Source organism: Cognatishimia sp. 1_MG-2023, assembly GCF_030548175.1.
Lineage (GTDB): Bacteria > Pseudomonadota > Alphaproteobacteria > Rhodobacterales > Rhodobacteraceae > Cognatishimia.
In genome coordinates, this window is the sequence record NZ_JAUORX010000003.1 from 292,849 (window position 1) to 315,738 (window position 22,890).

The 22,890-nt window shown below is 53.9% G+C and carries 18 protein-coding genes; 17 read left to right on the top strand and 1 reads right to left on the bottom strand.

What is annotated here, in order from left to right:
• The 15 genes from Q4544_RS06800 to Q4544_RS06870 all read left to right on the top strand — a co-directional run bounded on the left by Q4544_RS06800 (window position 1) and on the right by Q4544_RS06870 (window position 19,201).
• Window positions 1-1,467, top strand: coding sequence for a glycosyltransferase (locus Q4544_RS06800; protein WP_303504742.1), 1,467 nt, complete (start codon window positions 1-3; stop codon window positions 1,465-1,467).
• A gap of 22 nt (window positions 1,468-1,489) precedes the next feature.
• Window positions 1,490-2,581, top strand: coding sequence for a hypothetical protein (locus tag Q4544_RS06805; RefSeq protein WP_303504743.1), 1,092 nt, complete (start codon window positions 1,490-1,492; stop codon window positions 2,579-2,581).
• A gap of 76 nt (window positions 2,582-2,657) precedes the next feature.
• The gene (locus Q4544_RS06810; protein WP_303504744.1) at window positions 2,658-4,058 is read left to right on the top strand and encodes a sugar phosphate nucleotidyltransferase; all 1,401 of its coding nucleotides are present in this window, start codon (window positions 2,658-2,660) and stop codon (window positions 4,056-4,058) included.
• Window positions 4,051-5,532 carry a right-handed parallel beta-helix repeat-containing protein gene (locus Q4544_RS06815; protein ID WP_303504746.1) on the top strand — a complete coding sequence of 494 codons (1,482 nt, stop codon included), beginning with the start codon at window positions 4,051-4,053 and terminating at the stop codon, window positions 5,530-5,532. The genes Q4544_RS06810 and Q4544_RS06815 overlap by 8 nt, the downstream gene beginning before the upstream one ends.
• A 3-nt stretch (window positions 5,533-5,535) precedes the next feature.
• Window positions 5,536-6,978, top strand: coding sequence for an MBOAT family protein (locus Q4544_RS06820; RefSeq protein ID WP_303504747.1), 1,443 nt, complete (start codon window positions 5,536-5,538; stop codon window positions 6,976-6,978).
• A 9-nt stretch (window positions 6,979-6,987) separates the two neighbouring features.
• On the top strand, window positions 6,988-8,055 hold the full coding sequence (locus Q4544_RS06825) for an alginate O-acetyltransferase AlgX-related protein (RefSeq protein ID WP_303504748.1): 1,068 nt from the start codon (window positions 6,988-6,990) through the stop codon (window positions 8,053-8,055).
• Entirely contained in the window at window positions 8,045-8,815 is a 771-nt protein-coding gene (locus tag Q4544_RS06830) for a hypothetical protein (protein ID WP_303504749.1), read from the top strand. Before Q4544_RS06825 ends, Q4544_RS06830 begins: the two co-directional genes overlap by 11 nt.
• Window positions 8,815-10,137, top strand: a complete 1,323-nt coding sequence (locus Q4544_RS06835; protein ID WP_303504751.1) for an alginate O-acetyltransferase AlgX-related protein — start codon at window positions 8,815-8,817, stop codon at window positions 10,135-10,137. Before Q4544_RS06830 ends, Q4544_RS06835 begins: the two co-directional genes overlap by 1 nt.
• Window positions 10,134-10,763 (top strand): alginate O-acetyltransferase AlgF, encoded by a 630-nt coding sequence (locus Q4544_RS06840; RefSeq protein WP_303504752.1) that lies wholly within the window; start codon window positions 10,134-10,136, stop codon window positions 10,761-10,763. The genes Q4544_RS06835 and Q4544_RS06840 overlap by 4 nt, the downstream gene beginning before the upstream one ends.
• Before the next feature lie 20 nt (window positions 10,764-10,783).
• On the top strand, window positions 10,784-13,534 hold the full coding sequence (locus Q4544_RS06845; protein ID WP_303504753.1) for a tetratricopeptide repeat protein: 2,751 nt from the start codon (window positions 10,784-10,786) through the stop codon (window positions 13,532-13,534).
• A complete protein-coding gene (locus Q4544_RS06850; RefSeq protein ID WP_303504754.1) occupies window positions 13,531-14,559 on the top strand; it encodes an alginate lyase family protein in 1,029 nt (342 codons plus the stop codon). Before Q4544_RS06845 ends, Q4544_RS06850 begins: the two co-directional genes overlap by 4 nt.
• Before the next feature lie 282 nt (window positions 14,560-14,841).
• Entirely contained in the window at window positions 14,842-15,471 is a 630-nt protein-coding gene (locus Q4544_RS06855) for a response regulator transcription factor (RefSeq protein ID WP_303504755.1), read from the top strand.
• Window positions 15,472-15,655: 184 nt separating this feature from the next.
• Window positions 15,656-16,996 carry an NAD(P)-dependent oxidoreductase gene (locus tag Q4544_RS06860; RefSeq protein ID WP_303504756.1) on the top strand — a complete coding sequence of 447 codons (1,341 nt, stop codon included), beginning with the start codon at window positions 15,656-15,658 and terminating at the stop codon, window positions 16,994-16,996.
• Window positions 16,996-18,300 (top strand): NAD-dependent dihydropyrimidine dehydrogenase subunit PreA, encoded by a 1,305-nt coding sequence (preA, locus tag Q4544_RS06865; RefSeq protein WP_303504757.1) that lies wholly within the window; start codon window positions 16,996-16,998, stop codon window positions 18,298-18,300. Before Q4544_RS06860 ends, preA begins: the two co-directional genes overlap by 1 nt.
• Window positions 18,242-19,201 (top strand): DMT family transporter, encoded by a 960-nt coding sequence (locus Q4544_RS06870; RefSeq protein ID WP_303504758.1) that lies wholly within the window; start codon window positions 18,242-18,244, stop codon window positions 19,199-19,201. The genes preA and Q4544_RS06870 overlap by 59 nt, the downstream gene beginning before the upstream one ends.
• Here Q4544_RS06870 and Q4544_RS06875 read toward each other — a convergent pair.
• Window positions 19,191-19,817: a TetR family transcriptional regulator C-terminal domain-containing protein gene (locus Q4544_RS06875; protein ID WP_303504759.1), complete on the bottom strand. Its 627-nt coding sequence runs from the start codon at window positions 19,815-19,817 to the stop codon at window positions 19,191-19,193. The genes Q4544_RS06870 and Q4544_RS06875 overlap by 11 nt on opposite strands.
• Window positions 19,818-20,081: 264 nt before the next feature.
• Here Q4544_RS06875 and Q4544_RS06880 point away from each other — a divergent pair, with 264 nt between their 5' ends.
• A complete protein-coding gene (locus Q4544_RS06880) occupies window positions 20,082-21,329 on the top strand; it encodes a Zn-dependent hydrolase (RefSeq protein WP_303504760.1) in 1,248 nt (415 codons plus the stop codon).
• 86 nt (window positions 21,330-21,415) lie between these two features.
• Window positions 21,416-22,876, top strand: coding sequence for a dihydropyrimidinase (gene hydA, locus Q4544_RS06885; RefSeq protein ID WP_303504761.1), 1,461 nt, complete (start codon window positions 21,416-21,418; stop codon window positions 22,874-22,876).
• The last annotated feature ends 14 nt before the right edge of the window (window positions 22,877-22,890 follow it).

The following is a 22,890-nucleotide window of genomic DNA, read 5'->3' on the forward strand; positions in this document are numbered from 1 at the left end:
ATGCTTGGTCATATTTCATATATATCGGCCATTGTGCTGTTGGTTGCCTTGGTGCCGCCAGATAGATTAGGTGCCGCGCAGAACACCCTGATTGTGATCGGTTTTCTGGGGGCGTGGCGCTATAGCTGGGCGTTGATTAATTTCAGCCGTGCCATCTATTTCCGGCGGTTTGCCTATCCGCGTCGCAAGGCTTTGGCGCATCAGCGATATGCAGAACGGGCGCGGGCGGCGCATGCGTATTTTCTAACGACCTCTTACAAGATCGAGCCGGACATCACGATACCGGTCTATTCCAGCGTGTTTCGGGCGGCCGCGCATTCTGCGGGTGGGGCGACGATTGTGGCTTCTGTTGTGGATGGGGCAGATGAGCGGCTGGTGCGACAGGTGTTTTCTGCGATGCGCCAAGACATGTCCGGCGTAAAGCTGGTGATTGATCGCATCCCGGGAACGGGAAAACGCGACGCCTTGGCCAAGGCCTTTGGGCTGATTGCGCGGGAATGCCCAACCCATGATGACGTGGTGATTGTCGTGGATGGCGATAGCTGTGTGCCGGTTGATATTGTGGCCCAAACAGCGCCGTTTTTCACAGACTCCAAGGTTGGGGCGCTGACCACGGATGAGGCCGTAGACATTCCAAAGGCCGGCTTATTCCGGGATTGGTTTGGTATGCGGTTTGATCAACGGCAGGTCATGATGTGCTCTATGGGGGTGAGCAACCGGGTGTTAACCCTGACCGGGCGGATGTCTGTGTTCCGGGCCAGTCTGGCGACCCATCCTGAATTCATTCAACTGGTTAAACACGATCACATTGATCACTGGCGCTTGGGGCGGGTGAACTTTCTGACGGGGGATGACAAATCTACCTGGTATTGGCTGCTGAGCCATGGCTGGGAGATGGCATATCTGCCCGATGTGCGCTCTGTTTCGATGGAAACCCAGCCGTTGCCGACGTTCTGGAGCAGCGCGATCACACTGATGGTGCGTTGGTTTGGAAACATGCTGCGTACCAATGGGCGGGCGCTGGATTTGCCGCGCCGGACGATTGGCACCTTTGTGTGGTGGTCGATTCTGGATCAGAATCTTTCGATCTGGACGACCTTGGCTGGGCCTTTGTCCGTTGCAGCGGCGGCCGTGTTTTTTGATCCGATCGTGATCCCTGCCTACATCGCTTGGGTCATGTTCACGCGGTATATGTTTTGCATCGCAATTGGCCTGTTCCGCGGGCGCGCCTTTCCGATCACCTATCCCTTTTTGCTGTACTTTGGGCAGCTCGTTGGAGCGGCTGTGAAAAGCTACGTTTTCTTTCGCTTGGACCGTCAAAAATGGACGCGTCAGTCCGCAGGGCGCGGGCCACGGACGCGGTTGTCATTGGGGCAAACCCTGCGCGCCTATGGGTCGGTTTATCTACACCTTATTGCACTTGGCTGGTTGTCGCTGGCTGTCCTTTATCTAACCGGCGTCGCTTAAGCGCCTCATTTGGAATGATAAAATGAGCAACACTGAATTATTCGAACCTCTGAATTCTTCAACAGAAGACGTGCCTTCTGGTTTTGTCTTTGAGGAGGAGCATCCGCAAATCAAGCTGCCGTTCTCGGCCTTTGTCTGTGGGCGCCGGATGGAAGGCGAAAGCCTGTCGCTGACCAAAGCGGAATTGTCTGGCTTATTGGCACCGGGTGAAGTGGGGACAGAAGAGCTGATCAGCCTGCGGTTTGATTTCGATGGCTTCTCTATCACGCTGTATTCCGAGGCTTTTGTTTCTAAAAGCGGTGATAGCGAAAACGCGACGGTTGAATTGCGGTTTTCAAATCCGACGGGGGAGCATCTGGCCCCTCTGCGGTATATTTTGAACAGCCATATTGCTGGCCATGTTGTGAGTATGGGGCAGCTTTTGGGCTTTACCGGCCCGGTTGATGTGAAGCCAACCCCGCCAGAAGTGCAGCAGAGTTTGGCCAACCGTTTGATGATGTTTGCGCGTATGGGTTTGGTTTTTGGACTAAGCACTGTGCTGGTCTATAGCGCGGTCACCATCGTGTATCAGCGCGTGGCCTATCAATACGAGGCCCATCCGGTAACGATCACCCGCGAAGGGGAGTTGATGCGGGCGACCAGCGCGGGGCAGATCACCTTTGTCAATCCAACGGCGGTCAAAGGGGATGTCGTTTATTCCATCGCAGCCAATTCCGGTGAATTGTTGAGCGTGCGCATGCCCTGTGACTGCAATGTGCTGGCACTCGCTGGTTTCAAAACCGGGGCCACGGTGCTGGCAGGCGATGAAATCGTCAAGCTCACGGATGAAACGGCGGCTTTGGCTGTTGTCACTCAGATCAGTGATGGTGGGGTCGCGCGTATGATCGCGGGTGATCAGCCTGAGCTTGAATTGACGAGTGGTGCGGTTGTGCCTGTGTCCCTTGATTTTGAGGGCGGCGGACCTGCTGGGCAGGTGCGCGCGACGCTGACGTTGCCGCAAAGTGCCACGGGTGTTGCGCAAGCAGGTGATGCCGCGCGGCTGCGGTTTCGCAATCGTTTCTTGGACAATTGGATCGCACCTATCTTTGGTTTTTTACAAGCGGGGCAGGCATGAAGGGAGAGCTTAAGCGATTGAAGTAAGTAAGTTTAATCGGATTTTCTGGCTTTGGGCCTGAATACTGGAGACGTTCATGAAAGACATTCATCCTATTATTCTGTGTGGTGGTTCGGGATCTCGGCTTTGGCCTGTATCGCGTAGTCAAAGCCCTAAGCAATTTCAGCCCGTTGGTGGCGCTGGTTCGTTGACGTTTCTACAATCCACCATTCAGCGGCATCGGGTTGCAGGGTTTGCAAAGCCAACAGTGGTTACCGCGTCGCATCACAGTCACATTGTGACGCGGCAATTGGATGAGCTGCAGTGCGAAGCAGATGTCATCTACGAACCAATGGGGCGGAACACTGGCCCAGCCGTTTTAGCGGCGGCGATCCAAGTGGCACAAACGGACCCAGATGCGTTGTTGCTTGTTGTTCCGTCAGACCATGTGATCAACGGAGATCTGAATGGGCAAATCCTAGCGATGCGTGCAGCGGCAAGCGAAGGGCGGATCGTGATATTTGGGATCACGCCAGCCTATCCAGAAACCGGCTATGGCTACATCGTGGATGGTGGAGCGCATGGCGGAAATGCGGATCTACGAAAGGTCGATAAATTCGTCGAAAAGCCGCCTTTGCGTGAGGCAACGGAATTGCTGGCCGAGGGCAAGGCGTTTTGGGCGTCTGGGATTTCATTGTTTTCCGCATCAACGATCATCAAAGAAATGCGCACCTATGATCCCGAAACATATCACACGGTTTTCTCTGCCATTGATCGGGGTGAGGTGAGTGAGGGCGGGCTAACGCTACATCCTGCAAGTTTTCGTCGCGCGACTAATGAGCCGACAGAGCGGATTATCTTTGAGCGGTCTTCGCGCGTGGCGCTGGCACCGCTGGATGTTGAATGGGACGATGTGGGGTGTTGGACCTCTATGTATGCGATCAGTCAGCGTGATGCAGAGGGCAATGTGCTGCAAGGCGATGTTTTGGCGGTTGAGACCGAGAATGCTTTGGTACGTGCCGATAAACGGCTGGTCGCTGTGGTGGGCGTGTCGGATGTGATTGTCGTGGACACGCCGGATGCGATTTTGGTGACGCAACGCGGCAAATGTCAGAACGTCAAAAAGGTTGTCGAGGTTCTGCGGGATGAGCAGCGACCAGAGGCTGTTGTGCCTTTGTCTAAGGATTACCTTTGGGGACAAAGTCGGCGGGTTATGCGCTCTGGTAATTTCGACATGACGGTGATCAAGATCAATCCGGGGGCCTCTATCAAGATTGATCCGATGCCGGGGCGGCAGTTGATTGCGGTTGGCGGTGATCTTCAGGTGTTTGACGGCTTGCAGAGGCAGGATTTGGCGCTGGGGGAACGATATGTTCTGCCACCCAGTGGGCGGACTAGCCTGACGAATACAAAGAGTGATTTTGTTGAAGCTTTGTTGGTGACGTTGAACAGCACGCTGGATAATCAAATCCAGAGGTTGGGTGCGCATAATGCGTAATCTTTGGTTCGTAAGTATCTGTCTTTTTTGCTTTTTGCCGCGATTGGCTTTGGCCGTAGAACCCGCGCGTTTGGTGGAATTAGAACAACGCATAGAGGCAGTATTTGCGGACCGTGAAGGCGATATTCTTGATCCGGCCATGGATTTGGTTGCTGTGGCGCGAACCCGTTCCGTCTTGCCCGATTTACCAAATCTAACTGTTGAGGACGCGCTTGTTTCACTTACTGATTTACGGATCGTATTGGCGCAGCTTTCGTTGTTTGTAGGTGGCAATAACCAGCTGCGGATTATGCGGGCACAGGGGCAAGTGGTGCCAAAGGCTTTGGCGGTTGAAAGCGGGCGGATCACGCTTTCAGAATTGCAAGAACGTGCGCGTGCCTTAAGTGCAGATCAACCGTTGCTGGAGGGGAGGGCCTTTGCGCTGCCGGTTGTCATCTGGCCCGAGGCGCAGTTGGTTTTGCAGCCCGGAGATGACTTGCAGTTAAGCCGTGAAGCCGGGGCATTTCTGATTAATTTCGGTGGCTTCTATGCGCGATCTGCGCAGGTGCGTGGTGTTGGTGATCCGAACCGGCAGGACGCGGAGTTTCGGCCCTTTGTCGCCACGGCTGGCGCGGGGTATGCGTTGATGGCAGAGACGCGGTTTCAGTCCCTGGGATTTGGCAAAGTCGCGGCCTATTCGGGGGTGTCGTTTTTAGCGGGCGGCGTTTATCCGGCGCAATATGCGACGCAGCTATTGTTCAATCAGTTTTCAGACGTGGGTGAATTGACCCTGCGACGCACGCAATCAACCCGTGTTGAAGGCAATGTGTTTCGCAATTCCCAAGCGCTTCCGCTTGCGATCAAAGGGGCTGTTGATGCTCACATTATCGGAAATGTCTTTTTGGATAGCCCCTCGGCCAGCACTTTGCGTGTCAGCGAGGGCGCACGTGGCACGCGGTTGATCCGTAATGTTCTGCTTTCTGGCAAAGGGGGCGGCATTGATCTGCGCGGGGCTGGGATTGGTTCTGTGATTGCAGACAATTTGGTGTGGTCCCACAAGGGTGTTGGGATTTCCGTGGATCGTTCTGATTGTGCCCGTATCGCCGGGAATGCCGTAATCCGGAATGGGCAAAAGGGCATCGCGTTAACCACGTCCCGCGCGGCGGAAGTGTCGGGTAATCTGCTGTATCGCAATGGCAGTGCAGGCATTCTTGTCAATCATCAACCGGCCAGCACGTTGACGGCCATTCGGGGCAACGTATTGGCGCGGAACCGTGTTGGATTGTTCTTAGCGAGTGCTGCGGATCTGTCGTTAGGTGGAAACGATTTTTCCAATCAATTTCCAAGGCTTGTGGGCGGTGATGCGCAGTTTGAAAGCGGCAAAATCTTTCAAGACCTGCAAGGAGTTGAACCTGTTGAAATGAGTTTTGGTGGCATTGCTTGGCCTGCGCTTCAGGCGCTCGAATGTCCTCAGCTTACCGTGAAAGAGGAGTAAATTATGGTCTTCTCATCTGAGTCCTTTTTGTTTTTGTTTTTGCCCGTTTTCCTCGCCCTCTATTACCTGACGCCAAACAGGTGGCGATCCGTAACCATCCTTTTGGGTAGCTACGTGTTTTACGCCTGGTGGCGGATAGATTTCCTTGGACTTCTGTTTCTCACCACGCTGTTCAGCTATGGGATCGGTCAAAAGATCGCGGCGCATCGGGGCACGCGGCTTGGGCAAACCTACCTGATGATCGGCGTCGTTGGGTGCCTTGGCGTGTTGGGTGTTTTCAAATACCTCAATTTCTTTATCGACAGCTTTGCCATGTTGGCCGGAACCGATGCCGGTGGGTTGGGCATTCATTGGCGATTGATCTTGCCGATTGGCATTTCATTCTATGTTTTTCAGGCACTCAGCTATTTGATTGATGTTCACCGCGGGGATGCCACCGCAGACGCGCGTTTCGTGGATTTTGCGGCGTTTATCGCGTTATTTCCGCAGCTTATTGCCGGACCTATCCTACGTTACAAAGATCTAGAGGATCAGTTTCGCGAACGGGATCATAGCGTTGAATTATTCTGCGATGGTCTTGCGCGCTTTTTGATTGGTCTTGCGAAAAAGGTGCTGTTGGCGGATGCGGTTGCGCCCTTGGCGGACGTTGTGTTTGGCGCGGATAGTCCGGGGATGGTTTTCGCCTGGGCGGGGGCCGCGGCCTATATGTTACAGCTGTATTTCGATTTTTCGGGCTATAGCGATATGGCGATTGGCCTTGGGAAAATGATGGGCTTTCGGTTCCTCGAAAACTTTCGCTTTCCGTATATCAGCCGATCAATCACCGAGTTCTGGCGGCGCTGGCATATCTCTTTGTCCAATTGGCTGCGCGATTACTTGTATGTGTCTCTGGGCGGCAACCGCGTGTCCGCGCGTCGGACATATTTCAACCTGATGGCTGTCATGGTGCTGGGCGGGCTGTGGCATGGGGCGAATTGGACCTTTGTGCTGTGGGGCGTTTGGCATGGCGGGCTACTGGCGACAGAGCGGTTCTTTGGCTGGGATAAGCGCGCAAGCGGGCATTGGTTTGCATGGCCGATGACCCTGGGCTTTGTCCTGCTGGGGTGGGTGATGTTTAGGGCCACCAGCGTTGGCGAGGCAGTTTGGGTTTATGCGGGACTGTTTGGTGCGAACGGGCTGTGGGGCGATCCCTCGCTTTGGTTCGAAATCACACGGGAAAGCGTTGCGTTTACTGTGATTGCGGCTGTGGTCGTATGCCTAGAACGCCCGTTGTTTGAGGCGTTTTCACAACCCAAACCTACGTTGAATGGCGATGTGGGTGGTGTTGGTGTGATCAGCCAAACTGGGCAAATTGTAGCGGTGCTGTCCGTGGCTCTGCTCGGGGCGATGGCTGTATTGAAACTCGCCGAGCAAAGCTTCTCTCCGTTTTTGTATTTCCAATTTTAAGGGGCTGATATGTCGATGCGTGTTGCTTTCAAACTGACATTGCCGCTGGCGTTCTTTGGCTATGCTATGTTCGCCAATGTAGCGTTGTTTCAATCGCCGGTGGTGGTGCCTAAATTGGGCAGTGTGTTTTCTGGTGAAATGACCAAAGCCGTTGATCAGCTATACCGCGATGGGCTGATGCATCGTGATCCGGCTGTGGGGTGGATTGGCGCCGCGCGATATGCGCTGCTGAACGAAGGGCGCAGTGGTGTCGTCGCTGGGCAAAAAGGCTGGCTGTTTAGCGATGAAGAGTTTCGGGCCGTTGATAGCTCTGCAGAAGTATATGATGCAACATTGCGGTGGATTAGTGAGGTAGATCAAACCCTTGCGGGTCACGGTGTTGATCTGGTTGTTGTTCCATTGGCCAGCAAGCTGGATGTCGCTCGGCAGCATGGATTGGCGCCAGAACAGGCTTTGGAACAGCAGCGCCTGTATGACGGTTTTGTCGATGAGCTGGCTGATGGTGGCGTGACTGTTGTGTCGTCACGCGACGCGCTTTCGAATGTAGCGACGCCCTTCCTCAAAACAGATACCCATTGGACAGTTGAGGGCGCAACGGCGGTTGCGGAGGCTGTTGCGATGTCTTCGACGGTGCCGTTGGGGGACCAACAGGTCGACGTGACGCCGCTGCCAACCAAGACATTTGCGGGGGATTTGGTATCCTTTGTGACATCTGACAGCATTGCGCCCTTCGTGGGGTTGGCGGCTGAAACGGTGACCCCCTTTGAGGCAACGCTGCTTAACGACGCTTCTGCCACATTGGATTTGTTCGGCGACAGCGGGCCAGCACCCTTGGCTTTGGTTGGGACCAGTTACTCAGCCAATACGAATTGGAGCTTTGCGCCGGCATTGTCATTGGCATTAAAGCAGGACCTTCTGAATTACGCGCAAGAGGGACGGGGCCCTGTTGCCCCGATGCGCGATTACCTTAACCAGCTTGATCCAGCGGCATTGCCGGCAGCTGTGATTTGGGAATTTCCAGTACGTTACCTAACGGATCCAAAGCTGATTTCAGAGGAGCAATCCGATGAACAGTAGGGGGATTGCCGCGATACTTTGGTTAGGGATGGCCTCAACCGCGCAGGCAGAGGTTTTGACTGTGCCGCTTGTCCAAGGCACACATTTTGGGCGTGACGTGGCTTTGGCGCCGCGCATCCGGTCCTCGTCGGATTTGCGCGCTCCGGGTCTCATTCAGGCTCGTAAAGCGATGGTGCAAAAGCGGCGGTTGTCTTTGGGGACGTTGCGCAGTTTGGCGGATGCGGGCGACGGTTTGGCGGCCCATCAATTGGCAGAACGTCTGGCGGCAAAGGACCGCTCTGATTTGGCAGCTGATACTGCGCATTATTATTCGATCGCGGCGGCCAAGGGACGTAGTTATGCCGTAAGAGGCATGGTGACTGCGATTGATCAGATTGACCAAAAGGCGGTGCATCCCCGGCGGTTGGCAGAACTGAAAAAGGTGCTGTTTGCCTATGTCAAAGCAGGCCATCCGTTGGCGGTGAAGGCGGCACTGGCTTATCATCTTTCTGCATATCCATTTGGGGATTTGTCGCATGAAATGAGGACGTTGGCCTTGGCGTCAAACACCTCTGGTGCTGGGGGGATTGCGTTGCAACTCGCGTCCATAACCTTGCAAAACTCTGCAGCTGACGCTGCCGCTTTGGCTGAGGCGCAAACCTTGTTGGGTATCGCGCAGCAATCACCATCGTTCAGCCAACGTGTGACAGCCACCAATTTATTGCCATTGGTTCAGGCGCGGCTAGACCAATTTCCCCCACAACAACAGGAAGCAAATTGATGCGTAATTCAATAAAAACGTTGATCGCTGCTTTGGCTGTATCCGTCGGACCGTTTGCCGCTGAGGCCTCTAATTTTGGTTGTAGCGGGTTAGAACAGCTTCAGGATCTGCCATCGCTCGAAGGCCGTGATGGCGTGATCTTTCGGATCAATGCCGATCTGCGGATGTATCACCCGTTTTCTAATGAAACCGTAAAGGCAATGGGGCAATTGTCACGTGCATTGGCTGCGCGTGGCACGACCCTGATCTATGTGCCGATCCCAACCAAAAGCGTGACGATGCCAGAGTATTTGCCGCTCGAGGCGGCGCTCTATGGTTTTGATCTAGAAATCGCGACTTGGGTTCACAAAGACATCCTTGATCGTTTGACTGCCGAAGGCGTGCAAACTGTGGATGCACGCGAGGCTATGTTGCAGACGCCAAAAGAGGAAAAGGCTTTTTTCCGAGCGGATTTTCACTGGACGGCTGCTGGGGCGAATGAAACGGCTAAGGCGATAGCCAAGGCGCTAAAGTTGTCACCTGACTACGGGGCGCTGACAAAGACGCAATATGAAACCCAGTCGTTGCAGCCAGATGTGGCCTTTTCCGGGATGCGGCGTTTGTTACAGAAACGCTGCGCCACGGCTTTGCCCTTGCCAGAGACCATGACGTTTGAGACCAAGGCAGCTGCGGCCGATTTAGGTGGGGCGCTTGATCTGTTTGGCGATGGTGACAACGCGGTTCAGGTCGCGCTTTTGGGCACATCGTTTTCGGATTCTCCGATCAACAACTTCACCGGTTTCTTGGCGCAACATTCTGAGCTTGAGGTGGTGAACTACGCGATCACCGGCGGGAACCAGTTTGGCGCGATGACGTCTTATTTGACGTCTAAGGAATTTGAGGAGAACCGCCCGAAATACCTGATCTGGGAAAACCCGATCTACAATAACTTGGCGCAATATGGTGACCAACCGATGCGCGAGTTGATCTCTGCGGCAACAGGGAATTGTCGGCAAGAGGTCGCGGTTCAAGTTTCAGGCGATCGGTTGTCTATGCGGGCGCGTTTGGCTGATTTGAACCTTAGCGATGATCACACAATTTTTGTGGAAACGGACGGCAGTGCAGGCCTAGAGGCGGTGTTTTCCTTCACGTCCCCAAGTGGTGAAAAGCGCGCGAAAACGGTGGTGCGTGGCAAGCGATTGCGACGCACAGGACGGTTTTATATGCCCGTGACCGGCCTTTGGCCTGATGGTGTCAGCGCGGTTGATGTGACGATGTCCGAACCGCTGGGTGAAGCCCCCAAAATTTTAATTTGTTCCCCAATTTCAGAGGTAAAATCATGAGTTTAAGCCGGTTTGTTAAAGCGATCTTTCTTAGTGTACTCGTTCCATTTTCAGTCGCCTTCGCCGCAGATGATGGATTGTACCGCGATGTCTTTGCCCCCAATTCCAGCTTTATCCGGGTCTTGGCGCCTGAACAAAGCTTTGCAACGGTCGGCGCGACCTCGCTTAAGGATTTGGGTGATGGTCTTTCGCCCTATGTGAATGTGATGCCCGGCGATATTGAGGTAGCTCTAAGTGCAACCTCTGCTGTTATTCCGGTGGAGGCTAACCAGCATTACACCTTGGTTGTGCCACAGGATGGTGCCCCAATCGTGTTGACCGACCAGCTAGAGACGAGCCCCGCTAAGGCGGATGTCACGTTGTACAATTACGCCAGCCAAGAAAACGTTGCGCTTTATGTGCCGCAAGCCAAGGCCACGGTTTTAACTGATGTGGCCCTGGGGGCCGGAAAATCCATCGCGCTTAAGGCGCCGTTAACCTTGGACTTCGAAATTCGTCATGGGGATGAGGTGCTTGCCACTGTCTCGCAGGTAGCCCTGAACCGTAAGGCTGGGCTGGCCTTTGTGCTGTTGGAAAAAGACGGCGTGTATTCGGCGCAGGCCATCGCCAATAGCTATGTGAAGTAATCCCGTAGGGGGCAGATAACATGCGTGATTTTCAGTTGAACTTTCGTCAGGTCGGGGTGGCTTTATGCACCGCGTTCTTGGTGTCGCCGCTACAGTTGCAGGCTGCTCCGTTAGAGCTGGCGTTTCGTCCGCCGGATATTGCGCCACAGGTGGTGTGTACGCCACGGCCAAGTGATGCGGATACAATTGCCTTTTGGCAGAATTGGGACGGCAAGACCTTTGCCGGAATGTCCTCTGCCACTGTTAAACGTGACATAAAGCGATTGCAGCATATCGACGCCAAAACCTGGGTGCCTACAATAGAGCAGATGATCAATTTGCTGGTTGAGCGAGACAAGCGGTTTGCCGGAAAGAACGCGTTGCTTACCCATATCCAAGCTTTGCAAGCCGCCGGGCAGTTTGAGCGCATCCGCAGTCTGCAATTGGTACCGCGTTTGGCCGAGAACTCTGAAAAGGCATCGCCGCGTATACAAAATGCTCTGTCGGACTTATTTCGCGAGGGCATAGGTGTTGATCGCGATATTGCGCTGGCGGACAGGTTACTGGTTCAGGCGGGGTATAGCGGCAATGCTGATGCCTTGTTGACCCTAAGCAAACGCGCGCTTGAGGGTGAACCTGTCGCAGGGTGGGACGTGCCAACAGAGCTGGCGGTGACGATGGCCTTTGGATCACTGGTGGGTGAGTTGAATGCCACGATCTGTGACCGCACGGCGCGGATCGCGCGCGAATATCGAAATGGTGGCATTGTTCAGCAAGATCCAAAGCTGGCCCATGATTGGTACCGATTTACCGCTGATTTGGGCGATGCGAATGCGGCTTGGAAAGTGGTGGAATACCACATGCAGGCAGAAGAATTCGCAAAAGATAACGCAACGCTTCTAAAGTACCTGCAACAAGCGGCTGATGCGCAATTGCCCTTTGCACAGATTGAGCTGGGGCGGATTTACGAAAGCGGGGCTTTGTTGCCGCTTGATCTGGATAAAGCCTTGGAACTGTTTCGTCAGGCCGCAAAATCAAATTTTCGGTCAGGCCTCACGCGGCTCGCGCTGTTTCTCGAAGATCATGCGGACCGCTATCAGCATCTGCAAGACGAGCGTGTCGCCGCCCTTCGTCAGCTTGCAGATCGCGATGACGCGCCCGGTTGGGTCTTTACCCGGCTTGCCGCCCAAGCGCGGGCTGACAAAGGGCATTGGCGGGCTTTGCCCGAGATGATCACCTATCTGGAAAAGGCGAGCGCGCTGGATGACATGGAAGGCAAAAGCCGCCTTGCATTGGCGCTTTTGGCCAATCGGCAATCGCCACAGGATTTTGAACGGGCTACGGATTTGCTTGCACAAGTCGTTTCCGTACATGGCGGGGTGACACCCAGTAAGCAGCTTTACAATGCCTATATGTGCCAATCCAAATCCAGCCCACGTGTGACTGAGGCCCATTATTGGAAGAACGTAGAAGCCGCGACAGACACTGCCAACATTGCTTTGACGGGGCGCGAAATTGTCGACTTGGCCAAAACGCAGGATGCAAAATCTTTGGCGGTTTTGCAGTCTCAGGCTTTGTATGGCCGCCCATCTTCTTTGGCGAGCTGGCTTAAGTTCATTGAGCTTGCTGATTACGGTGATGCAACGCTGGAACCTTTTTGGCGGCAATATGCGGATCGGTTTCCATTGGTGCTGACGGCTTTGGCCAAGTTAGAGCGTGAGCTTGCGACAACCTCTGCTGATCACCAGACCTCGGTAGCGTTATTCGAGCGAGAGTATGAAAAGTCGGGTGCAGCGGCAGCTGTTTCATTTGTGCAGGCCTCTCTCAATGATCCGGTTGATCAGGGGGGGGCGGACGTCCTCCCGTTGCTCCAAGAGGCCGCCGAGTTGGGATTAGGGGACGCGATGCACCTCATAGCGCAGCTCACTCAAGATCAGGGTGGGGCGGTTGCCGTTTATGCGAAATACGCCAAGCAGATCGCCAGCAACGGGGACTTTAATGCGCTGTTGTTTGCATTGCCTCATGTGCGTCCGGCAGAGCGCGAGGATTACTTTCATCGCGCCATTGGGATCATGCGATGTGATTACCAAAGCGCGATGTCTCTTGCGCGGGCAGCGCATGCCGCCGGAATGACGGATAAGATCAACCAATGGCTTGGCATCGCGTCGCATCTTGTGGGGGATACCACATGGGCCATGGTGGATTTGGCAGAGGCCAAGCTCGCGTTCTTAGGAGAGGACGCCAGCCAAGAGGTGCTTGTCCTACTGCGCAGTGCCGCAGATGCTGGGGATTATTCCGCACAGATTGATCTGTTCGAGTTGGTTACGGTGCCCGGATCATCGGCTTACGACCCACTGCACGCTGTTGCGATGGTTCAGCAAGCGATTGATACGCAGGACTACAGCCAATTGGCCGCCTATTTGGCCCGATATCGTCGCGGACATCCGCAGTTTAAGGCCCAGTTTGAAACGGCTCTAGATGTGCCAACCATTTACCAAGTGGCAGCGCAAGCCGGGGATGTGCCGTCGATGCGCAGTTTCGGCATATATCTGCGTGAATCGGCGCAAGATGCCAGCGGGCTTGCGCAAGCCACGGAATGGCTCAACAAAGCCGCAGTTGGTGGGGATGCTACGGCCATGGCCGAATATGGTCTGGCGCTGGCCTTTGGGCTGGGCACAGAGGCAAACCTACCAGAGGCAAAGACGTGGTTAACCAAGGCCGCTGATCGCGGTCACAAACGGGCAAAAGACATCATGACTCTGTTAACGCTGAGCCGTCAGGAAAAGCTATGAAATCTCTTCTTTCCGTATTGTTTTGTCTTTGCATGGCGCTGGGCGCTGCCCCGACTGCGGCCAAGGCAGAGGCAAATTGTGCTAAGCCATCTAAACCCGTTGTCTCACTAAAGTTTGGCAGCCGCTACAAGGATGGCGATCCATCGCGATCTGATGTCGATAAGGTCTCTAACGCGCAGGTGAACAAAGCACTGGCACCGGTCGAGAAGTTCATCCGCACGCTTGCCAAGTCCGCGAACAAAGCCGTCGCAAGGGGCGGTGATGTGGATTATGCCGATTGCGTTGTGATCAGCTTGGCGCATTGGGCCAAGGCTGATGCATTGTCAGAGATGAAAAGCTTTACAGCGAACCTATCTGTTGGCTCACGTTTGGCGGCATTTGGCATGGTTTATTCGCAAGTACGTGGATATTCACAACGCGAAGACGACAAAGCCTTGATCGAAGCATGGTTACTGCGTCGCGCAAAAGAGCAAATGCTCTTTTGGGAGGAAGATGCCACATATGGTTCCAAACGCGGGAACCTGCGGGCTTGGGCAACGCTTGGGGTCAATCTGGCGGCGATGCTGGCCGAAGATGAGGTTGCCCTGCGATGGTCCGCTTGGTCAGCCACATTCTTGCAATGTCAGGCATTGGCTGACGGGAGCTTGCCACAAGAAATGAAGCGTGGAAAATATGCGCTGCATTATCAATTACATGCCATCGCCCCCATGGTGACAACGACATTGTTGCTGGAAACACAGGGTCATTCCATCAATGGCGTCTGCGATAATGCTTTGCGGCGGATCGTAAATTTCGCCCTAAGTGATCTGGCAACCGGCGAAAAGAGCCAGGCCTATTCAGGCAAGGTGCAAAGCTATTTTGATGGCACGGAAGAGTTGCGTGCCTTTGAACTGGCTTGGATTGAGGCCTATCTAAAGCTGTATGATGACCCCGCTGTCGATAATTTTGCCGAAGGTCTGCGCCCATTTTCGCATTCCAAACTAGGTGGCAATCAAGAGCTGGTCTGGTCCAACGGGTTCTTTTAACTCTAACAACCGCTTCGTTTAAGTCTGTCAGTCGAATTAATAACAGTTGATTTCTGCTTGTGACTGCATACGGCGCTGTAAAATCTGCGGAATTTCATGAGACCTTTCAAAACCTCACCTAATAAATGGGCTCAACCTATTGTTGTGCCTTAATTTTTGGCGAATAAATCGGACAAGCTGCTTTGTCTTAGTTTTGCCTTATGAATTAAGAGATGTTTAAGTAATAAAATTGTACCTTGTATCTAACGTCACTTTAAGTGGCTGAACACACAGGGGACTTTCATGCAGACTGTCGTGATCTTCGATAAAAATCCCTCGCTCGCGGATGCGCTTTCCGCACAGCTTTCTTTGCCAAGCTCTATAGAGTGTCATGGCTATTCAAGTGACGTAGATACCAAAAGCGTTATATCAGGCCGTCAGCCGGATCTGGTAATCTTTGATCCGACGCATCTCTCGCTGACAGCGGACTTTGATATTGTCGATTTCTGCACAGATTTGCGAACCGCTCATCCGACGTCCCGTTTTCTGTGCTATAGCTTTGAGGTGACCGATAAGATGGTGCAAGCCGCGCTGGATGCTGGTTTTCATGGGTGCTTGTCCAAATACTGTTCCATCCAGCAGCTAGAGATCGCTATTGCAGCTGTGTTGGGCGGTGGTGTTTATTTTGATGGGGCATTTGGTGACAGGCTACGCAGCAATGATGCGCAATCAAATGACAACCGATTAAGTGGGCGCGAGAAAGAGGTGTTGATGCGGATTGCAAAGGGGTTGGCCCCAAAGCAAATCGCGTTTGACCTGAGCATCAGTGCCAAAACGGTAGAGACATATAAGGCACGTGCTGCACAGAAACTGGGTTTGTCAGATCGTGCGAAGGTCGTGGAATATGCTGTTGGGCAGGGGTGGATGGCATAACAAAAATTCCCTGAATTTCGCGATTATCCTCTCAAATCCACTTAATTATTGGGCGCAACGCATTGTTGTGCCTTTATTTTTGGCGACCCAGTCGCTCCTGAAATTATTAAAAATTTACTATATGGTCAAAAAATGAATTATGTGCTTAGCTACCCTTAGCTACATAGCCAACAGGGATACCAACATGACACGACACATCCGAGAAAGCGGTGTGCGGGCAGGCCGACTAGACACAGAAAATGTGCAGGCCAACTTTACAGATTTGCACCCGCCCTATGATCCGCACGAGGCCGTGGTCGCCGCTGACCGCTGCTACTTCTGCCACGATGCACCTTGCATGACCGCATGTCCGACATCGATCGACATTCCACTTTTCATTCGCCAAATCGCGACCGGCACCCCAGATGCGGCGGCCAAAACGATCCTTGAGCAAAACATTCTGGGCGGCATGTGCGCTCGGGTTTGTCCAACGGAAACGCTTTGCGAAGAAGTCTGCGTGCGAGAAACAGCCGAAGGTAAACCGGTAGAGATCGGTCGTCTTCAACGCTTTGCGACAGACACGCTGATGGACAAGGACGTACATCCGTTTGAACGCGCCTCTGAAACCGGCAAAAAGGTTGCCGTTGTTGGGGCAGGGCCTGCGGGCCTGTCTGCCGCGCATCGCTTGGCGATGCTGGGTCACAATGTTGTGGTTTTTGAAAGCCGTCCCAAAGGGGGCGGGTTAAACGAATTCGGTATCGCCGCCTATAAATCCACCAATGATTTTGCACAGCAAGAACTCGATTGGCTGCTGTCCATCGGCGGTATCGAAATGCGATATGGTCAAGCGCTGGGTGATGCGATTTCCTTGCCAAGCTTGCAACAAGACTTTGATGCTGTGTTCCTTGGAATGGGGCTGTCTGCGGTGAACGCGCTGTCCCTAGATGGCGAAGACACAGCGAATGTCAGCGATGCCGTGTCGTTCATTTCCGATCTACGTCAGGCCGATGACCTAACCGCCTTGCCCATCGGGCGCCGTGTAGTGGTGATTGGCGGCGGGATGACGGCCGTGGATGCAGGTGTTCAGGCAAAACTGCTTGGTGCCGAAGATGTCACGATTGTCTATCGTCGTGGTCAATCCGCCATGGCGGCTTCTGCGTTTGAACAAGATTTGGCACAGCAAAAAGGCGTTCGCCTGATTTGTAACGCGGCTCCCGTTGGTATCGAAGGCCATGGTAAGCTGACTGGCGTCACCTTTGCTTATACAGAGGTTCAAGGTGGTAAACTGGTCACAACAGACGAAACGTTCACGTTGCCAGCCGATCAGCTGTTCAAGGCTATTGGTCAAACATTGGGCGATATGCCAGAGGCACTGACCCTCGCAGGGCGCAAGATTTCGGTTGATGACGCCGGACAAACCAATGTGCCTGGTGTTTGGGCTGGGGGTGACTGTGCCTCGGGTGGTGACGATCTAACGGTAACGGCTGTTGCCGAAGGGCGCGATGCCGCCATGGATATCCACGCAACCTTGATGGGAGCAAACTAATGGCTGATCTGACAACAAACTTTGTGGGCATCAAATCGCCAAACCCATTCTGGCTGGCGTCTGCTCCTCCGACTGACAAAGAATACAACGTCCGCCGTGCCTTTGAGGCAGGGTGGGGCGGTGTCGTCTGGAAAACTCTGGGGGCCGAAGGCCCGCCAGTGGTTAACGTCAACGGTCCGCGTTACGGCGCGGTTTGGGGTGCTGATCGTCGTTTGCTGGGGTTGAACAACATCGAGCTGATCACCGATCGCCCATTGTCTGTGAACCTCGAAGAGATGACGCGCGTCAAAAAAGATTATCCAGATCGCGCGCTGATCGCTTCGGTCATGGTGCCGTGTGAAGAGGACGCGTGGAAAGAGATCATCCCACGCATTGCCGAAACTGGATGTGATGGGTTTGAGCTGAACTTTGGCTGTCCGCATGGGATGGCAGAACGTGGCATGGGCTCTGCGGTTGGTCAGGTGCCTGAGTATATCGAGATGGTCACCCGTTGGTGCAAAGAAGCCACCGACCTGCCTGTCATCGTTAAGCTGACGCCGAATATCACAAACATCTTGAACCCAGCGCAAGCAGCCAAAGATGGCGGTGCTGATGCGGTGAGCTTGATTAACACAATCAACTCAATCACTTCGGTGAACCTAGATAGCATGTCACCAGAGCCAATGATCGACGGCAAAGGCACCCATGGCGGCTATTGCGGCCCAGCGGTAAAACCGATTGCCCTAAACATGGTGGCCGAGATTGCGCGCAGTTCAGGCACCCGCGGCATGCCGATTTCCGGCATTGGTGGCGTGACCACATGGCGCGACGCGGCAGAATTCATCGCATTGGGGGCTGGCAACGTGCAGGTGTGTACAGCGGCCATGACCTATGGTTTCAAAGTTGTCCAAGAGATGATTTCAGGCCTCAGCCAATGGATGGACGAAAACGGCCATACTTCGGTGGAAAGCATTGTGGGCCGCGCGGTTCCGAATGTGACAGACTGGCAGTATCTCAACCTAAACCATGTCACAAAGGCGCGGATCAGCCAAGACGACTGCATTAAATGCGGCCGCTGTTTTGCCGCTTGCGAAGACACGTCTCACCAAGCAATCACCATGTCCGAGGATCGTGTTTTCGAAGTGCAAGACGACGAATGCGTTGCATGCAACCTTTGCGTCAATGTATGTCCGGTAGAGAATTGCATCACAATGGAGACTTTGCCCGCAGGCATGGTCGATGAACGCACCGGAAAGACTGTATCGGATGACTACGCCAACTGGACGACCCATCCGAACAACCCCGGCGCAACCGCAGCCGAATAAACGGTTTTCCCTGTCCCATGCGGGGCAGGGCCACCTTGCGATGCTGACATTCTCTTTGTTGGTGTCGCTTTCGTTCACCTTCGGCCACCTTGTAGCCGGTGAAATCACCCCAGCCGCCCTTAACTCAGTGCGCTTTGCCATCGCGGCGTTGACGATGCTTGGATTTGCTTTTGCGATGGGCGTTCCGATCAAACCGATTTTCCAACGCTTCTGGCGGTTTGCGATCATTGGCGGGTTGATGGGCGTTTACTTCATCACAATGTTTGAATCCCTGCGTGTGACATCAGCGGTGTCAACGGCAGCTATCTTTACGCTGACACCGTTAATGGCTGCTGGCTTTGGCTTGCTCTTGGCAGGGCAACGCGCAAGCCGTCTTAGCTTGGTCGCCCTAACTATCGGCGCAATTGGGGCCCTTTGGGTGATCTTTCGCGGTGACTTGGAAGCGTTCCTGAAATTTCAGATTGGCCGTGGCGAAGCCCTGTTCATGATCGGTGCTTTGGCGCATGCCTTGGTGCCCGGCCTGCTGCGCCGTTTGGCGCCTAACGAACTGCCGCTGCAAAGTTCTATCGCGACCATTCTGGGGGCCTTGCTGATTGCTAGCCTGTATGGCGCTCGGGATTTGATCGAGACAGATTACGCCAGCCTGCGTCCGCTGGTGTGGATGGTCATCGGCTATTTGGCGTTGATTACCACAGGCGGCACGTTTTTCTTGCTGCAATACGCCAACAAACGTCTGCAGGCAGGCAAGGTGATGGCCTATACGTATCTGGTGCCTAGCTGGGTCGTCCTATGGGATTTCTTGTTATACGGCAAAACGCAGCCTGTCCTATTGTTGGCGGGCGTCGGTGCGACCTTGGTTGCGCTTTTGATGCTGCTTAAGGGCGATGCCACTAAAGGCTGACGCCTGATAACAAGATGTCTTTGACTGCGGCCTTTGTCTCTGCCCACTGTGCATCGTTAAGCTCTTTGCCGTCATTCAAAGTTGTGATCTGATGGGTGAAATCCGCATAATGCTGCGTGGTCGCCCAGATGGAATAAAGCAGATGTCGGCCGCTGATCGGCCGGATTTTTCCTTGTGTGACCCAAGCGTCAATTACCGCTATCCGATTGTCTGTCCAAGAGCGGAGTTCGACCTCTAGGTAGTCTTGAACAATCGGCGCGCGTTGAATGATTTCATTCGCCCAAACCTTGGAACCATTGGGCCGTGTGCGCGCCAAATCAAGCTTGGTATCAATGTAATCACCCAAGGCTTTGATCGGCTCATTGTCGATGGCAATGGCATCCGCCGCATCGCGCCAAATATCAAATATTTCACCAACAACACGACGATAGAGCGCTTCTTTGGATTCAAAGTAATAGATGATGTTGGACTTCGGCAAACCCGCCAGCGCCGCGATCTTGCTGATAGAAGCGCCCGTAAAACCATATTCCGCAAAGATCGTCTCCGCGCAGCTTAGAATTCTGGCGGTGATCTCTTCGCGATTTCGGCTCTGATTGCCTCGGACTGTTTTGTTCACGTCGTTTGCCACTATCAAATTCTACCACCCGTTTCACAAAAACCGAAAGGGGCAGCCTTACATATGCAGGTCATTCCATAGCCCAAATGGCGCATAAATGGGCGCTGGGGTTAAGTTGTGGCACGAAGTTTGTCTAATAAACAGTGGTTTCTGCACGATCGGTCAGAAAAATGTTGACCGATCGTGCAGAAATGCTTCAGCCTAGTCTCAACGACGGAATCAAATTCCGCACGCCAGAATGGCAACCAACTGGGAGACATGACTATGGACCACGGGAAGAACCTGCGGATTGATCCTGCGCGCCTTTGGGATAGCCTTGAAGAAATGGCCAAGATTGGCCCGGGCATTGCAGGTGGCAACAATCGCCAAACACTGACGGACGAAGATGCCCAAGGCCGTGCTCTGTTTCAAAAATGGTGTGAGGACGCTGGTTGCACCATGGGTGTGGACACGATGGGCAATATGTTCGCGACCCGTCCCGGCCAAGACCCGGATGCGCTGCCTGTCTATATGGGCTCTCACCTAGACACCCAGCCCACAGGTGGGAAATACGACGGCGTGCTTGGCGTGCTGGGTGGCCTTGAAGCGATCCGCACGATGAATGATCTAGACGTTAAAACTAAACATCCCATTGTTTTGGTCAATTGGACCAACGAAGAGGGCACACGCTTTGCGCCTGCCATGCTGTCGTCTGGCGTCTTTGCGGGCAAACACACTCAAGATTGGGCTTATGACAAAGTGGATGCTGAGGGCAAACGCTTTGGCGATGAACTCGCGCGGATTGGCTGGGTCGGCGACGAAGAAGTCGGCGCACGCAAGATGCACGCGATGTTTGAACTGCACATCGAACAGGGACCCATCCTAGAAGCCGAAGACACAGACATCGGTGTGGTCACCCATGGCCAAGGTCTGCGTTGGATCGAATGCACGGTGACCGGCAAAGAAAGCCACACCGGTTCTACCCCAATGCACATGCGTAAAAATGCGGGTCGTGGCTTGGCCTTGATCACCGAACTGGTGCACGAAATCGCAATGAAAAACCAACCTAACGCAGTGGGTGCTATTGGGCATGTGGATGTCTACCCAAACTCGCGCAATATCATTCCGGGCAAGGTTGTCTTTACCGTCGATATGCGGACGCATCTGCTGGATAAACTCAACGCGATGGTTGACGAGTTCAATGAACGCGCACCGAAATTGTGTGACAGCATTGGTGTCGAGTTTTCTTGCGAAATTGTCGGCCAATTTGATCCACCCGCCTTTGACGAAACCTGTGTTGGTGCAGTGCGGGAGGCTGCCAAAGATCTTGGCTACAGCCATATGGATATTATTTCGGGCGCGGGGCACGATGCCTGTTGGATCAATGATGTGGCGCCAACCGCTATGATCATGTGTCCCTGTGTGGATGGCCTAAGCCATAATGAGGCCGAAGAGATTTCGCCAGCCTGGGCACAGGCCGGGGCGGATGTTTTGCTGCATGCGGTCTTAACAAGCGCTGAAATCGTAGAGTGAATCATGGGGGCGCTGCCCCCAAACCCCCGGAGTATTTGGGGAAAGATGAATGCAGGACCGGGTCCTTGCTGAGTGGGAGATGACATATGACCAAAGTGATCAAAGGCGGCACAGTTTGCACGGCGGATCGAACTTGGAAAGCGGATGTTCTGATCGAGGGCGAGGTGATCAAGCAGATCGGCGAGAACCTTGTTGGGGATGAATATATCGACGCCGAAGGCGCCTATGTGATCCCCGGCGGCATCGACCCACACACGCATTTGGAGATGCCATTTATGGGCACCACGGCGGCCGAAACATTCGAAAGCGGCACTTGGGCCGCAGCCGTTGGTGGTACCACGATGTTGGTTGATTTCTGCCTGCCGGGCGAGGACGGTTCGATCAAGAACGCGATCAACGAATGGCATCGTAAATCAGCGCCGCAGATTTGTTCTGACATCGGCTACCACATGGCGATCACCGGCTGGAACGAAAACATCTTTGCCGAGATGAAAGACGCCGTGGATATGGGCGTGAACTCGTTTAAACATTTCATGGCCTACAAAGGCGCCTTGATGATTGAGGACGACGAAATGTTCGCCTCGTTCAAGCGTTGCAAAGAGCTGGGCGCATTGCCCATGGTCCACGCGGAAAACGGTGATTTGGTAGCTGATATGCAGCAAGAGATGCTGGCGAAAGGCATCACTGGCCCCGAAGGTCACGCCTATTCCCGCCCACCAGAGTTTGAAGGTGAGGCCGCCAATCGCGCTATCACCATCGCCGATGCAGCTGGTGTGCCTTTGTACATCGTCCATGTGTCTTGCGAGCAAGCGCACGAAGCCATCCGCCGCGCGCGCCAAAAAGGCATGCGCGTCTATGGTGAGCCGCTGATCCAATTCCTAACCTTGGATGAAAGTGAATATTTCAAAGGTGATTGGATGCATTCCGCACGGCGCGTCATGTCACCGCCTTTCCGCGATAAATCGCATCAGGATAGCCTTTGGGCAGGCCTTCAATCTGGATCATTGCAAGTGGTCGCGACGGACCATGCGGCTTTTACCAGCGAGCAAAAATTGATGGGCAAAGAAAATTTCTGCATGATTCCCAATGGCTCTAACGGGCTTGAGGAACGGCTTGCTGTTTTGTGGACCGAAGGCGTGGAAACGGGCCGCCTAACCCCCAACGAATTCGTCGCAGCAACATCGACCAACGTTGCAAAAATCCTGAATATCTATCCAAAGAAGGGCGCGATTGTCGAAGGGGCGGATGCGGACATCGTCGTTTGGGATCCGAAAATTTCTAAAACACTCAGTGCATCCAACCATCATTCTGTCTTGGATTACAATGTCTTCGAAGGATTTGAAGTGAAAGCGCAATCACGCTTTACGCTTAGCCGAGGCGAGGTTATTTGGGCTTGGGGTCAAAACAGCCAACCACAGCCAGGCCGCGGCCGGTTTGTCCCGCGCCCCGCATTCCCATCCGCCAATGTAGCGCTTTCTAAATGGAAAGAACTGACCGCGCCCAAGCAAATTAAGCGCGACCCCATGAATATCCCCGCCGGAATCTAGGAAAACCAATTACC

What these genes read in the sequence shown, in the direction of transcription:
- Q4544_RS06800 (WP_303504742.1), top strand. Translation starts at nt 1, where the DNA reads ATGCTTGGTCATATTTCATATATATCGGCCATTGTGCTGTTGGTTGCC.
- Q4544_RS06805 (WP_303504743.1), top strand. Translation starts at nt 1,490, where the DNA reads ATGAGCAACACTGAATTATTCGAACCTCTGAATTCTTCAACAGAAGAC.
- Q4544_RS06810 (WP_303504744.1), top strand. Translation starts at nt 2,658, where the DNA reads ATGAAAGACATTCATCCTATTATTCTGTGTGGTGGTTCGGGATCTCGG.
- Q4544_RS06815 (WP_303504746.1), top strand. Translation starts at nt 4,051, where the DNA reads ATGCGTAATCTTTGGTTCGTAAGTATCTGTCTTTTTTGCTTTTTGCCG.
- Q4544_RS06820 (WP_303504747.1), top strand. Translation starts at nt 5,536, where the DNA reads ATGGTCTTCTCATCTGAGTCCTTTTTGTTTTTGTTTTTGCCCGTTTTC.
- Q4544_RS06825 (WP_303504748.1), top strand. Translation starts at nt 6,988, where the DNA reads ATGTCGATGCGTGTTGCTTTCAAACTGACATTGCCGCTGGCGTTCTTT.
- Q4544_RS06830 (WP_303504749.1), top strand. Translation starts at nt 8,045, where the DNA reads ATGAACAGTAGGGGGATTGCCGCGATACTTTGGTTAGGGATGGCCTCA.
- Q4544_RS06835 (WP_303504751.1), top strand. Translation starts at nt 8,815, where the DNA reads ATGCGTAATTCAATAAAAACGTTGATCGCTGCTTTGGCTGTATCCGTC.
- Q4544_RS06840 (WP_303504752.1), top strand. Translation starts at nt 10,134, where the DNA reads ATGAGTTTAAGCCGGTTTGTTAAAGCGATCTTTCTTAGTGTACTCGTT.
- Q4544_RS06845 (WP_303504753.1), top strand. Translation starts at nt 10,784, where the DNA reads ATGCGTGATTTTCAGTTGAACTTTCGTCAGGTCGGGGTGGCTTTATGC.
- Q4544_RS06850 (WP_303504754.1), top strand. Translation starts at nt 13,531, where the DNA reads ATGAAATCTCTTCTTTCCGTATTGTTTTGTCTTTGCATGGCGCTGGGC.
- Q4544_RS06855 (WP_303504755.1), top strand. Translation starts at nt 14,842, where the DNA reads ATGCAGACTGTCGTGATCTTCGATAAAAATCCCTCGCTCGCGGATGCG.
- Q4544_RS06860 (WP_303504756.1), top strand. Translation starts at nt 15,656, where the DNA reads ATGACACGACACATCCGAGAAAGCGGTGTGCGGGCAGGCCGACTAGAC.
- preA (WP_303504757.1), top strand. Translation starts at nt 16,996, where the DNA reads ATGGCTGATCTGACAACAAACTTTGTGGGCATCAAATCGCCAAACCCA.
- Q4544_RS06870 (WP_303504758.1), top strand. Translation starts at nt 18,242, where the DNA reads ATGACTACGCCAACTGGACGACCCATCCGAACAACCCCGGCGCAACCG.
- Q4544_RS06880 (WP_303504760.1), top strand. Translation starts at nt 20,082, where the DNA reads ATGGACCACGGGAAGAACCTGCGGATTGATCCTGCGCGCCTTTGGGAT.
- hydA (WP_303504761.1), top strand. Translation starts at nt 21,416, where the DNA reads ATGACCAAAGTGATCAAAGGCGGCACAGTTTGCACGGCGGATCGAACT.